The 14,659-nt window shown below is 57.0% G+C and carries 12 protein-coding genes; 5 read left to right on the forward strand and 7 right to left on the reverse strand.

The window, feature by feature from the left end:
• Window positions 1–2 precede the first annotated feature (2 nt).
• Window positions 3–3,197: a DUF1592 domain-containing protein gene (locus tag ACH3PB_RS15635; protein WP_416396350.1), complete on the forward strand. Its 3,195-nt coding sequence runs from the start codon at window positions 3–5 to the stop codon at window positions 3,195–3,197.
• Window positions 3,198–3,203: 6 nt separating this feature from the next.
• The gene (locus ACH3PB_RS15640) at window positions 3,204–4,499 is read left to right on the forward strand and encodes a DUF1552 domain-containing protein (RefSeq protein WP_416396352.1); all 1,296 of its coding nucleotides are present in this window, start codon (window positions 3,204–3,206) and stop codon (window positions 4,497–4,499) included.
• A 125-nt stretch (window positions 4,500–4,624) separates the two neighbouring features.
• Here ACH3PB_RS15640 and ACH3PB_RS15645 read toward each other — a convergent pair whose 3' ends face one another.
• From ACH3PB_RS15645 to ACH3PB_RS15660, 4 genes are all read right to left on the reverse strand, one after another.
• Complete coding sequence (locus ACH3PB_RS15645) at window positions 4,625–5,473, reverse strand: class I SAM-dependent methyltransferase (RefSeq protein ID WP_416396353.1); 849 nt, start codon at window positions 5,471–5,473, stop codon at window positions 4,625–4,627.
• 36 nt (window positions 5,474–5,509) lie between these two features.
• Complete coding sequence (locus ACH3PB_RS15650; protein WP_416396354.1) at window positions 5,510–6,235, reverse strand: substrate-binding periplasmic protein; 726 nt, start codon at window positions 6,233–6,235, stop codon at window positions 5,510–5,512.
• A gap of 142 nt (window positions 6,236–6,377) precedes the next feature.
• Window positions 6,378–7,562, reverse strand: coding sequence for an RICIN domain-containing protein (locus tag ACH3PB_RS15655; RefSeq protein WP_416396355.1), 1,185 nt, complete (start codon window positions 7,560–7,562; stop codon window positions 6,378–6,380).
• 36 nt (window positions 7,563–7,598) lie between these two features.
• On the reverse strand, window positions 7,599–8,447 hold the full coding sequence (locus ACH3PB_RS15660) for a hypothetical protein (RefSeq protein WP_416396356.1): 849 nt from the start codon (window positions 8,445–8,447) through the stop codon (window positions 7,599–7,601).
• 187 nt (window positions 8,448–8,634) lie between these two features.
• On the opposite strand from ACH3PB_RS15660, the gene ACH3PB_RS15665 reads away from it, so the two are divergent.
• Window positions 8,635–9,009 carry a DUF1622 domain-containing protein gene (locus ACH3PB_RS15665; protein WP_416396357.1) on the forward strand — a complete coding sequence of 125 codons (375 nt, stop codon included), beginning with the start codon at window positions 8,635–8,637 and terminating at the stop codon, window positions 9,007–9,009.
• A gap of 17 nt (window positions 9,010–9,026) precedes the next feature.
• On the opposite strand, the gene ACH3PB_RS15670 is transcribed toward ACH3PB_RS15665, so the two are convergent.
• Both ACH3PB_RS15670 and ACH3PB_RS15675 read right to left on the reverse strand, forming a co-directional pair.
• The gene (locus ACH3PB_RS15670; protein ID WP_416396358.1) at window positions 9,027–10,073 is read right to left on the reverse strand and encodes a lipase secretion chaperone; all 1,047 of its coding nucleotides are present in this window, start codon (window positions 10,071–10,073) and stop codon (window positions 9,027–9,029) included.
• Window positions 10,074–10,127: 54 nt separating this feature from the next.
• Window positions 10,128–11,093: an esterase/lipase family protein gene (locus tag ACH3PB_RS15675; RefSeq protein ID WP_416396359.1), complete on the reverse strand. Its 966-nt coding sequence runs from the start codon at window positions 11,091–11,093 to the stop codon at window positions 10,128–10,130.
• Between the two features lie 212 nt (window positions 11,094–11,305).
• Between ACH3PB_RS15675 and ACH3PB_RS15680 the strand changes: the two genes are divergently transcribed.
• Both ACH3PB_RS15680 and ACH3PB_RS15685 read left to right on the forward strand, forming a co-directional pair.
• Window positions 11,306–12,202: a helix-turn-helix domain-containing protein gene (locus ACH3PB_RS15680; RefSeq protein WP_416396360.1), complete on the forward strand. Its 897-nt coding sequence runs from the start codon at window positions 11,306–11,308 to the stop codon at window positions 12,200–12,202.
• A 41-nt stretch (window positions 12,203–12,243) separates the two neighbouring features.
• The gene (locus ACH3PB_RS15685) at window positions 12,244–12,867 is read left to right on the forward strand and encodes a biliverdin-producing heme oxygenase (RefSeq protein WP_416396362.1); all 624 of its coding nucleotides are present in this window, start codon (window positions 12,244–12,246) and stop codon (window positions 12,865–12,867) included.
• A gap of 15 nt (window positions 12,868–12,882) precedes the next feature.
• Here the strand turns inward: ACH3PB_RS15685 and ACH3PB_RS15690 are convergent, their stop codons facing one another.
• A complete protein-coding gene (locus tag ACH3PB_RS15690; protein WP_416396363.1) occupies window positions 12,883–14,520 on the reverse strand; it encodes a methyl-accepting chemotaxis protein in 1,638 nt (545 codons plus the stop codon).
• Window positions 14,521–14,659 lie beyond the last annotated feature (139 nt).

Here is a 14,659-nt window from a genome sequence, read left to right on the forward strand (position 1 = left end):
ACATGAATAACTTGATCAAGCTATCGCTGCTAACGCTCGGGGCAATGGCGGGCAAGGCGGCCGTTGCCGAAGAGCTCTGCACCGTCGACTTCAGAACTGTGCATAATTGGGGGCATGGTGCCACACAGAGTATAAAGGTCACTAATCTGGGGCCCGCCCTCCAAGAGTGGGAACTCAGCTGGAAATTCGGCGGCAGTGAACAGATAACCAATCTCTGGAATGGCAAGCATGTCCAGATCGGCAATCAGGTCGGTGTTATCGATGCCGGCTATAACGCGAAGGTTGCCACCGGAGCAACTTTCAATTTCGGTTTCAATATCGCAGACCCTTCAGAAACGCTGCCCACAGAATTCTTCCTGAACGGAAAGAACTGTTCTACTGGCGAGCCAGGTGATGGCGACAACGGTGGCGGTGACGATGGAGACGACGGCGATAACGGCACACCTGATCCGGTCGCCGGAAAATGGCAGCTCAACAACGCGCGCTCCACTCTGAACTTCGTTACCGTCAAGAACGAACACAATGCGGAAGTGCAGTCGTTTACCGAAATGTCGGCGATCATCAACGAGCAAGGGATGGCGACACTGGCTATCGACCTCAACAGTGTCGCGACCAATATTGCCATTCGGGATGGTCGGCTCAAGGAGCTGTTGTTTGAGACCGATATCCTGCCGATGCTGTATCTGAAAACTCAGATTGACCTCGAAAGCGTGAGCAAGCTGGCAGTTGGCCAGTCTCAAGTCATCACCTTGAGCGGAGACCTCCTCCTTCACGGCGTGAGCAAGCCGCTAACGGCAGAGGTCCTGGTAGTGAAAAACTCAGCGGGCAGCGCGACAGTGTCAAGCTTCAAGCCAGTCGTTATCAACAGCACTGATTTCGAGCTGAGCGGTGGACTTGAAGTACTGCGCGCCCTGGCTGGCCTGATGTCCATTGGCGAAGCCGTGCCAGTCTACTTCCAGCTCCAGCTGGAAGCTTCAGAAGATGCGATGCCCATTCAGATCGCAGCCACCCCAGCCGCACCAGCAATCGTCGGCGGCACGTACACGGCTGCAACCATGACCAGCACGGTCAACTGGCAGGATCTCAGCGACAACGAGACCGGCTTCATGATCAAGCGGATGTCGAACGACAGCTACTGGCAGACTGTCGGCACCGTTGCAGCGAACCAGACCAGCTTTTCGGATCAGCTCGATGCGGAGGGCGAATTCGCCTACCGTGTGGTCGCTTTGAATGGCAGCGTGCCTTCTGAGTCATCAGCGATCGTAGTTGTGGACACTGCCGAAGACGGCGACGGTGGAACCGATGGCGGCGATGGCGATGGCGGAACCGGCGGCGGCGATGGCGGCGGCGATGGCGATGGCGATGGCGATGGCGATGGCGATGGCGATGGCGATGGCGATGGCGATGGCGATGGCGATGGCGATGGCGATGGTGGAACCGGCGGCGGCGATGGTGCAGACACTGGTCAGAGTATATATGAGGCGCAGTGTGCCAGCTGTCATGGTGATGATGGCAGCGGCGGCTCTGTAGGCGTAGCGCTAACCAGCCGGCAGGAGCTGACTGCGCTGGCGAGTTATATCGAGGCCCGCATGCCGCTCGGCAATCCAACGGCTTGTGGCGCAGACTGCTCTGACAAGGTCGCAGCCTACATTGCTGAAACCTTCTGGGATGACGCGCCCGTGGACCTGGAGGACGAAACACCGGGCCCGCGACAACTCAACCTGCTCACCCGTTACCAGTACGAAAATACGGTGCGGGATCTGCTAGGCGTCACGCCAGACGTGACAAACAATTTCCCTGTAGAAGCCATCGTTCGCGGGTTTGACAACAACGCCAGCAAGAACGTGGTGACTAGTCGCCATGTCGATGAATATCTCGGTGCCGCTGAAACGCTTGCTGAACGTGCAGTGGCTCAACGACGGGCACAGCTACTCAGTTGTGATCCCGGCAGCGCCGGTTGCGCAGAACGCTTCATCAAGGACTTTGGCCTGAAAGCATTTCGCCGACCGCTTACTGCCGCTGAGCAGTCAAGCTATGAAACGCTGTTCGAAAGTGAGGGTGATTTCAACGCCGGTATGAGACAGGTGATTCAAGCCATGCTCGTGTCGCCGAACTTCCTGTACATCAGCGAACTCGGTGAGGCGGTGAGCGGCAATATTTACCGACTCACACCATATGAAGTGGCTTCGCAGTTGTCCTACATGTTCCACGGTAGCGCGCCAGATACCGCCCTGTTGCAAGCTGCTGCCAGCAACGCGCTCTCGACGCCAGCCCAGCTGAACGAACAGGCGAGACGTTTGCTGCAAAGCCCTAAAGCCCGGGAGCATATGGGTCACTTCGTTGCACAGTGGCTCGAAGCCGATCAGAACTCCATTGGCAGCAAGGACATGGGCATCTATCCGAACTTCACGCCGGCGGTCAGAGCGGCCATGGACATGGAGATGAAAGCCTTCTTCAACCATGTTGTGTTCGACTCCACCCAGATGTTCGATGAATTGTTCAACGCCGACTACGTCTTCGTGAACAATGCACTGGCGAACTATTACGGCATTCCCGGTGTCACTGGCAATACTGTTCAGAAAGTAGCTGACACGACCGGTAACCGCGGCGGTCTGCTTACCCTCGGCGCAGTCATGGCAGCACACGGCCACGCCAATGAAACCGCTCCGGTACCAAGAGGCGCCTTCGTTCGCGACCGCATCATGTGTCAACAACTGCCACCACCCCCGGTGGACCTGGATACCAGTTTCCCCGATCCGGATCCCGAGATGACGACTCGTGAGCGCTTTGCAGAGCGCACCAAGGCGCCAGAGTGCCAGGCCTGCCACCTGTACCTCAATGGCGTGGGCTTCGGCTTCGAAGCCTTTGATGGTGCCGGCGGCTTCCGCACGAAAGACAAGGACAAGCTGGTAGACACCTCTGCAGTCATCCATGGTCTAGATGGTCTGTTGAGCTCAACGACAGCGGCCTATGACGGCGCTCGGGACATGCAATCGGTGCTCGCGGAAACCGACGGGACGAAAGCCTGTATGGCGACGCAGTTCTATCGCTTCAGCCGAGGCTATGTGGAAGCATCCAGCGACAGGAACACGCTCGCGAACCTCGTCAGCCTGTTTGCCAGCAACAACTTTAACCTGCAGGACCTGATGATCGGTGTCACGCAGCTGCAGTCATTCACACTGCGCAGAGATCAATAGGAGACCATGATGAAAGCCAATCGCCGTCAGTTTGTCAAAGGCCTGGCCGGTGCTGCACTTGCAGCGCCCTTGGCCTCCATTCCCTGGAGCCGCTCCGCATTCGCCGCGGGTACTGCTGCCAAGCGTGCAGTGTTCGTGTATATCCCGGATGGCGCCATTCCGGAGCTTTTCCATCCGTCTGGTTCAGAGACAAACTTCACGCTCGCGCCGATGACCAGCCCGCTCGAACGTGTCAAGCAACACTGTGTCTTCACCCGCGGCCTCACAATGTACGAGGGTGGTTCCACGCACGAAGGCGGTGTCGCTAAAGTGCTCACCGGCAACTCGGACAGCTCGCTCGACTATTTCCTGGGCCAGCGAGTGGGGGCAGACCTGCCCTTCAAGTCGCTGCACCTGGGTGTGGGTGCCAACTTTCAGAATGGTGCTGGCAACGTCGTGTCCTATTCATCGGGGAAAATCCCGATCACCATGAACGACAACCCACTCAACGCCTTCGAAAACATATTCGCTGGCAGCGCCGGACCCGGCGACGAGACACTGGCGAATCGCCGAAAGCGCAGCATCCTCGATGCTGTGATGGGTGACCTGACTAGACTCAATGCCCGTCTGGGTGCCAATGAGCGCGAAAAGCTCGAAAAGCACACCGCCAGTGTCCGTGAGGTTGAACAGCGAATTCTCGACGGTGGCAATAGTGGTGGCGTGTGCACAACAGGCAGCTTCAACAGCGGTGGGTTTACTGTGCCGGAGGGTTATCATGGCTATCCACCAAAGATCCACCTGGAGGAACACTTCGAGACCATCGGCAAGCTGCAGATGGACCTGATTACCCAATCTTTCGCCTGTGACATGACACGAGTGGCCACGCTGATGTGGTCACACCCGGTAAGCCCGACGCGGGTACGGAATATCGATCAGGGGCATCACGATACTTCACACTATGGTAACCGTGACAGCGCGACCGCCCAGAAGTTCGTCAAGTACAAGCAGTACTTCATGGAGCAGTTCCGTTACCTGATCGAAAGCCTGGACAGCCGTACCGATAGCGATGGCAATAGCCTGCTGTATAACTCGGTCATCTTCCTGTGCTCAGAGCTTGGCGACAGTAACGACCATGACCACAAGGATATGCCATTCATATTGGCGGGGAACGCTGGCGGCGCGCTGCAGAGCGGTCGCTATCTCGATTTCGACGGCGATGCTCATAGCAAACTTTTGGTGTCGATCGCGAATATGATGGACGTGTCGATCGATAGTTACGGCTATACCGGCCATGGGCGAGGCGGATTAGCCGGCCTCATCTAACAGAAAACGCCTATCCCACGCTGGACTGACAGCGAGAGGCGCTGGATGGATGTGGTCTACCCAGGTAGTGGCATCCATTCTCCCCATTGGCCGACGATCGATAGATCGCCGGCCTTTTTTATACCTCAGTTTTCAGCCTTGACCAGTCGGAACAGGGATTTATGTAGCGCGCCAAACTGACGCCCACGCTCGCTCTCGTCCGGGTTGATCACCTGCACCTGCCTGAATCCAATAGCTTTCATGGCCGCAGCAATCTCCTGTTCGTCAGCAAAATGCAGGGGAACCCGCTGTCGCGTTAGCAGTTCGATGGCGGCAAGACCAAGTTTCAGCATCCTCGATTCAGCATAAGCTGGCAGACGCGGCCAGATTTCAAAGAGATAGGTACTTCGGGGGTAAACTGACAACTCGGCTTGCAGACGAGCCCAGAAGTCCTGAATTACCGACAAGCGGAAGTAGTTCACCAGCCCTTCAGTGATGACGAGTACCGGTCGTGCCGGATCGACATGTTGTTCCAGCACGGCTGGCAAACTCATGGCACCATTCAAGCGAAGGATATTCAGATCGCATAGCGTAAGACGCGGGTCCTGTTTCTGGGCGGGGGTGAGACGATCACGCTTCCATTTGATCATCCTCGGCAGGTCGGCCTCGATATAGCGAAGACCATGATCCGGATAGGATTCCAGCATTCTCAATGAACGGCCAGAAAGTCCACTGGCGATCTCCACGATCTGACAGGTGCCACGCTCAATTTCTGCACGGACCATGTCATCCAGCGACTGATGTCTCACTAGCAGCATGGACTCCAGATTCGAGCCATAAATCTGCTGGCTGATCCAGCCAAACGGTCGCTGGGCCTGGTATAACAACCGGCCCAGATCCGAGCCAAGATGTTCCGGCGACAGATCATGTCGACACCAGACCTGGCCTGTGAAATGACCCGTAAGGCTTACGGGAGAGCTGTCTGCACTAACCATGGAGAGTTCCTCTGGCAGCTAAATGAGGTGCAGTGGCTATTCAAGATCCTGCAAGATCGCACCTAATGTCCCGTTGACCGTAATCTTCGCCAGTCCGCGGTTGAAAGCATCGATGAGTTCCTGATGGCGCGGGTTAGCCCGGCCACTTATGACGTGTAGTTCTGCCAAGGCCAGTGGCTGGTCGACGAATTCAATCTGCGACAACAGCTGTGGCGCCTGCCGAGACAGGAGTGTTTTGGCCACCAATTCATCGTCGAGAGTGAGCTCTATGCGGTTTAGCAGCAACTTGCGAACATTCTGCTGGAGATCGGAGGCTTCGGACCGCTCGAAGTTTTCGGCTTTGGCAAACACATCGTTATAGGCGTAGCCGCGAGTGATGCCGACCACTTTGCCATCCAGTGCCCGTGGCCCTGTGTACTCGAAGGGGTCGCCCTTACGCTTTATGAAGCGGATGTTACTGGTGACATAAGGCTTGCTGAAATAAAACGAAGCCTCCCGCTCCGTGGTTCGCCACGCGTTCGGAATGATGTCATACACACCCTGCTTCACGCCCGCCAATGCACGAGCCCAGGGCACGAAGTCCATATCGATCTCATAGCCCTGGGTTGCATAGGCAGCCCGAACGATTTCGAGCGAAATACCCTGTGACTGCAGCTCAGGGTCTACGAAGGGCGGCCACGGATCGGCAACCGCTGTGATCTTTTCGCTCTGAGCTGCGCCTGCCATCAGCAAAAGCAGAAGGCCAATCAACTGTGCTCGCATTTACATTTCCCTAATCAGCTTGACCGAACACGCCCGGCTTTTCCGGGTGCGCAGCGACTGCTAATCTGCTGGGAAGAATTATGCGGCAAACCCCGACCTTCTGCGACTAGGAAATTGGCTCTAACTGCAGGATCAACCGCAGCTACAAGCGCTCCAGGTAGAAGCGCTGGTTATCACCGGCATGGCAGTTGTACTGCGTAGCGTTGGCCCCGTTATTGCGATCGGCACCAAAAATATCCAGACAAATCCCACTATGCTTGAAGGCGAGATGTCTCAGGCTGCCACCTAAATCGGCCATCCTGATCTTCTGGTTGTCACCGCCATGGCAACTCCACTGGTAAACATTTGCACCGGCCCCCCGTGAGACGCCCTGGACATCGATACACTTGCCGCTGTGCACTGACTGCAGGAACACGTATCCGTCACCGGCATCGAGCAAACGAAATCGCTGATTGTTGCCGCCGTGACAATCCCACTGCAACAGATTGCCCCCGTCGGCTGTGGACCAGCCACCAATATCCAGGCAGCGGCCGCTGTGCCTCGCGCGCAACTGATAGACAGCTTCGCCTTGTGGTGCCGAGTAAAAACCGGCAATTTCATTTCGCACATTGTTGAGCGCCAGCGCCGCGTCCGCTTCGTTCTGCTGGCCGGCGGGCACCCCGCAAGGCAGCCCCCTGCAGCTCAGGCGGGGATTCGACATCATCGGTACCCATTGGGTGTTGAACACACCAGGGTAGGCCATCGTCGTTGCGAATACGCCATCGATGCCATGACCCAGGCCATAGCGGTATCTGGAGCCACCACCATCACCCTGCTTGCGAGAGTGCGATAGGCCCATGGTATGTCCCAGCTCATGGGCCAGGACCTGTGCGCCGCAACCGGGCCCAACGACGTTGAAAGCCCAGTCGCGGGATACAGCAACGTAGCCCACGCCGCAGGCACCAGTGCGATGCAACTGTGTCACATAGTCGGCCCCGACCTCCCTACGCTTCTGCGCAATGGCCCCGTCTACGCGAATATTACCCAGCACCTCGCCCATGCTGTTGCCGGGACTGTTGCGGTGCATGGTTCCTACCAGCCTGAACTGAATGTCGATCTGGCTGGCGCTGAAGATGTTGTTGACCTGAGAGACCCAGCCACGCATGGCGGTATCGACCTGGCCGTTGAAGCGGTTCCGTGAATCGTCGTCGTAAACCACCAGCAGGTCGACAGTCGCAGCGTGAGCAGCTTGCAGCGTGGCGACCGTTACGAGTGCTGCTGCACCAAACGCCGTTCTTCTTGCCACGCTGCGGCCAAGCCGCGTGACCAATGTACTGAGTGAACCCATTTCTTCTGCTCCTGCCTGTGGTTGTTGTTATGGTTGTTAGTGATTGTGACCGGCATGGTCACCAAAGGTTTCCGGTTCCAGATGCACAACCTGGGTTGGTGGATTCTCGATAAGTTCGGGCGGCACTACGATCTGTTGGTCCTGGCCTTTGAACAGAGTGGCGCCATTGGCTATCCAGCCCTCACTCCCGTGGGCCTGAAGCTCATAAACGCCGTCAGGCGTAGATATGCCAGCCATAATCAGATCGCCACCGCGTGTCAGCGTTATTTGGTTTGGCGCATCGAGGCCCAGTATCTCGCCGGTCCAGGTGACGTTGCGGCCATTGTCCTCGCTGCGGACTTCGTCAATTTGAGCCACTAAGGTGGTATTGAGCTGGGCAATGGGAAGCTCAAGGGTGTCGCCAGGCACGAGTGACTCGATCTTGAGGGGGTCGATGTTGATGAATTCCCGACCATCCTGCATTTCCTCCGCACTGAGTCCGAAGTTCTGCGAGGGCGCCTCCAGAGCTTGCCAGGCTTCCGGCCGTTGGCTCGCGACCCAGAGCGCCTGCGGGTCGAAATCCCGGTTGTTGCGCCGTACGCTGACTTCAGTCACGCGGTCTTGAAAGGTGGGATAATCCGGATTGACGTCTGGCTGTAAAAGCAGATCAGGCTGAGGGTCGGTGACGGCAACTGCAGGCGGGCGTCTGGCTGGCTCAGGAAGCGATGTCTGCGCCGGGTGCGGGCTTGCAACGACAGCAGGTTCACCCGTGGTCGCCGCATCGGAATGCAGTATTGCGTCGGTTGTCATTGCTGGCGTTGGTGGCCGGTCGGCAATCAGCCAGAGCAGGCCACCAAAGGCAAGCGCTGCCGCGCCTGCAGAGTAGCCTAGGAAGGGGTGTTTCATGAGCCAGCTTTCTTCACCAGGAAATTGCCCAGAACGATACGCCAGCCATCATGACTGGGCATCGTCGGATCCGACGAGGCGAGCCCTTGGCTTAGCCGTGCTGTGACCAAGCTCACGTATCAATGCGTACACGGGTATAGGTGTCCCGCATCCTGAACCTCGATTTGTGCAAACGGCGGAGAGTAAAATGCAGGAATATGTAAAGACGATCGCCTCCTGGTCAGCCGGCGCCATAGAAATGGCGGGCATCTCAATCATCGTCGCGGTGGCGGGTTACGCGCTTTTCGTGATGGTGGTCGGTCTCATCAAACGGAGTAATCTGAAAGAGGCCTTCCAGACGTCTCGTCAGTCATTGGGACAGGGCATCCTGCTGGGCCTGGAGTTTCTCGTTGCGGCCGATATTATCCATACGGTAGCCGTAGAGCTGACCTGGGAAAGTATCGGCGTACTCGCGGTCGTGGTCGTCATTCGAACCTTCCTGAGCTTTACGCTGGATGTCGAACTGACGGGTAGCTGGCCCTGGCACGCCAGCAAGAGCAGGGACCCGGACCTCAAGCCCTAGTGTCTCGCCTGGGCAAGTCAGAGCTCGGACTCGAAGGCACGGACCTCCAGCTGCTCCAGTTCGGAGAACCGCCCTGCGCGCAACGCGTCGATGGCCGCCTGTTGATCGGCAGCACTCAGGCCTGATTGAAGCAAGCGTTGCCGCTCAACAGCGTAGGCGTCCATCCTCGCCCGCCACTGTGCCCGTTCCTCGTCGAGCTTTGCCAGATCTGCCGCTATTGCCTCACCATGGACGGCCGCTCTTTCCTGAAAAATGGCTTCTGCACTAGCGCCTGCCTCGCGCATCGCTTCGGCTTTGCTATACAGATCGGCGTTCTGATGCACCTGCTGTCTCAGCTCTCGAATTGGCTGAGGCAGCTGCTGCTCGAGCGCAGCGAGTGCTTCGCTTCGCTCGCCGGGGCTGAGCGTCGTATCGTAGCTAATGGCCAGCTGCTGGACCACAAACTGATCCTGCACCTCATCCAGCTGAAAGAATGCCTGCAACTCTTCCCCATCGAAGAGGCTGGCCCGCAGAGCCTGTATGTCCTGTAAGCGCGCCTGCAGATTGTCTGCATCAAAGCTGCCATCGGCAGACAAGGTCGCCTGTGTTTCAAGTTCCGCCAGGCCTAGTCGATAATCCACGTATCGCCCCAGCAGATCTTTCGCCTCAGCCAGAGCCTGCCCTTCGAGCTGAGCGGCAAGAGCGAGATGAAGACGGGCGAGAACAGTTTCGAGCGGCTCCTCTTCGAGCGCCCCCAGATAGAAGTCGAACAGCACCATGAGATCGTAATCGGGAAGCAGATGGCCTTCGGCGTCTGTTATCAGTTCAAGCTCAGGCTCAGCACCCTGTAGCGAAGCGGGTAAGGGGCCAGGGGCTATGGTATCGGGAAGCACAACACCGGCCACAGCGTTGCCTTTACTCACAGCACTACCACCTGCGTCGTACCGGATCATGCCGGAGCTCGCTGCGGACTCAACCTTGGTTGGCACACTAGCGGCGAGCCGGAACAGCAGCATGAAGCATACAGCGGCAATACTTCCGGCCAACAGACATCGACGGGTAGAAGACACGACTTTGGAACTCATGACTGGACCTTGAGATGACCGGGCTTATCTGGAAATGGCCCGGTATAGATGAAGCTACAGACCTTCGTTTTTCAGGCGGTTTGCGTGGTTCTGGAACAGCGTCTCGGGTTTAGTCTCGAATAGCGACACCATGCCAAGAAGCTGGTTGGATACATCCAGATGGTTCATATTGTAGTTGTCCTTCAGCACCCGTCCGAAGTGGCTTGAGCAGCGACCAGTCACGCCATCGCTGGCTTCTGGAAAAGGTATGCCGGTGATAGCAAACAGGGCATCGGAGAGATCGATGGCCGTAGTGACCTTCGAGGTACCGCTCCAGGAGTACAGACGAATGGTGTGTCCTGCGATGGTCACTGAATCCGGGCCCTGCCCGCAGTAGCTCGAAGGCATGCCTGCCGGAAAATCCTGACTGAATTTTGCAGCGCCTGCCTTGTTGAATTCAGCCAGCATGAAATAGACGTTGGCGTCATCTACCCGATTACTCGACAGCAGGTTCAACAGGTCGCCGACTGCGTTCGCAAAGGTCGCAAACCCTATGCCCTGCAAGGAGCCTTCCGGTGCAATACCAGTAACGATATCGGCAAGCGGCGACCCCAGATGCGGCGTGTGCATGGTGGTGACCGAGGCGACGAGATCCGGCCTGGCATTCATGACATACCGAGCCGTTATGCCGCCCTGGCTATGGCCCATCAGGTTGAATTTCAGATGAGGTCGTTGAGTCGTCACGCGGATATGCAGAAGCTGTTCGATAAGGCGGGCGCCTCGTCTGGCAGAGCTGTCGAACGCATTGATTCTGGCGGTGTGGACTTCGGCGCCCTGGGCACTCAGCGCAGCCGGTATTTTGTAGAAGTGATCGACGCCAGCAATAGTATCGAAGGCGAAGATGCCCGGAATCAGCACGATGGGGTGCTGGGTCTGAGCACTAATGTTGGGTTTCTTGAACCAGTCGAACCAACCAGCCTGGGTTTGGCTGGCAACGAGCATAGCCATGGTTGTGACCACAGAGATCATCAGTCTTTTCACGAGTCATCCTTGCATTATTTTTATGTGTCAATCGACCGCAAGGCTGACATTTGTCATGAGGCTTCGCTTGTAAGATCTGCTGGCCTTCGAAAAATCGGGCACTGGTTCAATGAACGCGAGTGAATTGCGCGATTTCATCGCTTTTAGCTTTAATATAGCGCCGACGATCCATCATTCACGCGCGCCGCCTAACAGTCTCCTCCACGACCCAGTTGTGCGAAGCTGCGCCAGGAGCTAAAGCCCTGCCAACATCACCGCTCTCCAACCTGCTCTATCTATGGGACAGGCGCACGCTCTACATCGGGCCGCTCATGGATCGCCTGGACATCACCCATGCTGCGTCCGCGCTGGTCGTGAGCCTGGATAGGCCACTACGGGTGAAGGCGAAGGGTATGGCGGCCCCCGTGGATTGTCACAGCCTGTTACTGGCAGCGGGGCAGGCAGCTTCGGTCGAGCTGGGAGAGGCGACAGTGGCCGTCTGCTATTTGGACCCCCTCAACGATGACTACAGTGCACTGCTGCCGCTCATGACCCGGGTACACCCCGCGCTGTATATAGGCATCCGTGGAGAGTCTCGATATCAGACCGCTTTCCGCCAGATGATAGAGACGCCACCTGACGCTGATGTCGCCTATGAAAGACTGGACCGTCTTATCCGGCGAGGCAGATTGCCCGGCACGGTGGCTGACCCACGGGTGGCGCGCGTGGTCGATCTCATCAAGTCATCGGTCACCGAAAATCTCCCTGTAGAGAAGCTGGCACAGGAAGTGAACCTGTCGGTCTCGCGTCTCGTCGAGCTGTTTCGCCAGCAGATTGGTGTGCCGATTCGACGTTATCGGCAATGGCACCGGATGTTTATAACGGCAATAGGCGTGGCCAAGGGCCAGTCGTTCACTGAGGCGGCAATCGCTGCCGGCTTTACTGACTCGGCACATTTTTCGCACACCTTTCGCGCCATGTTCGGCACGCAGCCCTCGGTCATCTTCGCGCAGCTGGACAAGGTGACGGTCTTTGTTCCGCTTCGCGCCGACCTCGGCGCTGCCCTGCCACAGTTGAACAGTATTTCCGTTCAGACTGATCCAGTTAAACCTGCGCCGGACGTGGATTGAGCTAACATAGACCGTGACACCCGCAGAATAGACCTCAGCCCATGCGTGACCACCTCCAGGCGCTGGCCAAACCCTCCTCTACCAGCCGACTAGCCGCTGAATTGAGGCAGGCCACGGAGACCGTTCATCTTCGACTGCATCACCATCCGATGCTTACTCAGCTTCATGAGACAAGCCTTTCGCTGCAGGGCTACGGAACGGTGCTGGGAGCCTTCCATACGTTCTACAGCATCTGGGAGCCGCGACTCAGTCGCGCTGGCCTCGCATTCGCTCACGAGGCCACGCCTCTCGACTGGCTTGCCAAGGACTTTGCAGTGCTGGGTCTACAGCACTCACCCTATGCTGCACAGCCAGAAAACGACCATGCTGCCATGAGCGGCAGTGAGGCAATCGGATATTTGTACGTCCGGCAGGGATCAACGCTCGGGGGACAGCGTATCAGCCGTCACATCCAGCAGCAGCTCGGTCTCACGCCGGGTCGCGACCAATTTTTCTTCCATGGATTTGGCAAAAGGACGGGATTCTTCTGGAAGGACTTTCTGAGGTTTCTGGAGGAGGCCGAGCTGAGCGGCGAGATCGATATCGACGCCGCTGCCGCTTCCGCCGTCAGTGCTTTTGAGAACCTGGAAGCCATTCTCAGCCTTTACAAGCCGAAAATGGACTGACCAGGTTCAGACTGCTCAGGTTTTGAAAAAGCTCACCTTGCTGGTCAACTGGTCAGCCAGCGAGGACAGCTTCCGACTCGAAGACGCTACCTGATCAGAACCTGCCGATGTGGCAATGGTAGCGTCATGGATGCGGGTGATATTCTTGTTCACTTCTTCAGCCACATCGCTCTGCTGGTCAGCGGCGCTGGCGATCTGCACGTTCATATCCTTGATCGAACCGACTTCACGGCCGATGCTGGCAAGTGCCTGTTCGGCTTCGCGCGTTTGCTCAACGGTCTTGCGCGCAAGATCCCGACTGGTTTCCATCACCGCCGCTGCCTTGCCCGCACCTTGCTGCAGCTTCCCGATCATGTCCTGAATCTCACGGGTCGAATTCTGCGTTCGGGTCGCCAGTGACCGAACCTCGTCAGCGACCACAGCGAAGCCCCTGCCATGTGCGCCCGCTCTGGCCGCCTCGATGGCCGCATTGAGCGCCAGCAGGTTAGTCTGCTCTGCAATGGCATTGATGACTTCGACGATCGTTTCGATATTGCCACTGTCTTTGGATACGCCGTGGACTGTTTCGGCGGCCTGCTCCAGTGTCTGCGCCAGCTTGTTGATGGCACTTGCGGACTCCTGAACCACACGGTTGCCGGTTTTCACTTCCTGATCGGCCGTCTGCGTTGCTTCAGCCGCCTGCGCAGCATAGCGTGCCACTTCAGAAACCGATGAGGCCATTTCATTGATGGCCGCTGCCATCTGCTCTGTCTCGCGCGACTGAACCTGAATCTGTGAACTGTTCTGGTCGGAGGTGCGCAGCAGTTCAGCGGATGAACTCGTCAGTGCGTCTGCACTGGAGCGCGCCTCGCGCATGGTATCCATCAAACGTGCCAGCGTTGTGCGTAAGGCCCCCATGACGCTTTGGTCGTACTGCGTCTGGATATCCTGCTTCAGCTGGCCGTCTGCAAGTCGTTGAATGGCCTCGGCCACTTCATAGGGCTCTGCACCGAGCGTGCGCTTGAGGTTTCTGATAATAAGGATCGAGACGATGATACTGACCAGCAAGACAACGGTAGTAAGCCCCAGTATCGTCTTCGCAAACTGACCAGCTACATCGCGTACCAGCGTGATTTCACTTCTGATAAGCGATTCTTCGTAGTCAATGAAAGCGTTGATACGCTTCAGCCATTCTGAATAGGCTGCCGATACTTCGGCAAGTAACAAGGTTCTGGCCGCATCGATATCATCATCCTTTCGCAGTGTGATGAGACGATCGGTGAGTGCCAGTGTGGTGCGCTCGATATCCTGAATCCTGCTGAGCAGATTTGCTTCCTCAGCGGTCTTGCCCTTTTCAGCGAACAGGTTTGTCATGGTTCTGGCTGAATCCTGATAAAAATCGTTGAGCCGCTCCACTTCCGAGAGATGTCGGTTTAACGCCTGATCAGTAGTCACCAGAACCGCATCGCGAATGGCGATAGCCCTGTCGTGCACGCTTCCCCTGAAGTTTATAGCCTGCCGCTGTTTGGCCGAGGCACCTTCGCTGACCTCCGTGAGGACATCATCGATGAAGCCCACGCGATTGATACCAATCAGGCTGATGGCCACCATAAACAGGAAAACCAGGCCAAATCCGAAACCCAGACGCTGGGCGATAGAGAGCTGTGCAGGCATAAAAACCATAACCTCAGGTTGAGCAGTGGCGTTTTTCTGATGAAAAGATAGGCTAGAAATGCCGGATTGAGTAGGCGATATGTCGCGATACTTGTATCGTCCTGTAAGCAGGGGCTTTTTCGGCTCGACAGATTACCAC

The organism is Allohahella sp. A8 (assembly GCF_047946665.1).
Classification (GTDB): domain Bacteria; phylum Pseudomonadota; class Gammaproteobacteria; order Pseudomonadales; family Oleiphilaceae; genus Allohahella.

What these genes read in the sequence shown, in the direction of transcription:
- ACH3PB_RS15660 (WP_416396356.1), bottom strand. Translation starts at nt 8,447, where the DNA reads ATGAAACACCCCTTCCTAGGCTACTCTGCAGGCGCGGCAGCGCTTGCC.
- ACH3PB_RS15690 (WP_416396363.1), bottom strand. Translation starts at nt 14,520, where the DNA reads ATGCCTGCACAGCTCTCTATCGCCCAGCGTCTGGGTTTCGGATTTGGC.
- ACH3PB_RS15670 (WP_416396358.1), bottom strand. Translation starts at nt 10,073, where the DNA reads ATGAGTTCCAAAGTCGTGTCTTCTACCCGTCGATGTCTGTTGGCCGGA.
- ACH3PB_RS15640 (WP_416396352.1), top strand. Translation starts at nt 3,204, where the DNA reads ATGATGAAAGCCAATCGCCGTCAGTTTGTCAAAGGCCTGGCCGGTGCT.
- ACH3PB_RS15650 (WP_416396354.1), bottom strand. Translation starts at nt 6,235, where the DNA reads ATGCGAGCACAGTTGATTGGCCTTCTGCTTTTGCTGATGGCAGGCGCA.
- ACH3PB_RS15665 (WP_416396357.1), top strand. Translation starts at nt 8,635, where the DNA reads ATGCAGGAATATGTAAAGACGATCGCCTCCTGGTCAGCCGGCGCCATA.
- ACH3PB_RS15635 (WP_416396350.1), top strand. Translation starts at nt 3, where the DNA reads ATGAATAACTTGATCAAGCTATCGCTGCTAACGCTCGGGGCAATGGCG.
- ACH3PB_RS15645 (WP_416396353.1), bottom strand. Translation starts at nt 5,473, where the DNA reads ATGGTTAGTGCAGACAGCTCTCCCGTAAGCCTTACGGGTCATTTCACA.
- ACH3PB_RS15655 (WP_416396355.1), bottom strand. Translation starts at nt 7,562, where the DNA reads ATGGGTTCACTCAGTACATTGGTCACGCGGCTTGGCCGCAGCGTGGCA.
- ACH3PB_RS15685 (WP_416396362.1), top strand. Translation starts at nt 12,244, where the DNA reads ATGCGTGACCACCTCCAGGCGCTGGCCAAACCCTCCTCTACCAGCCGA.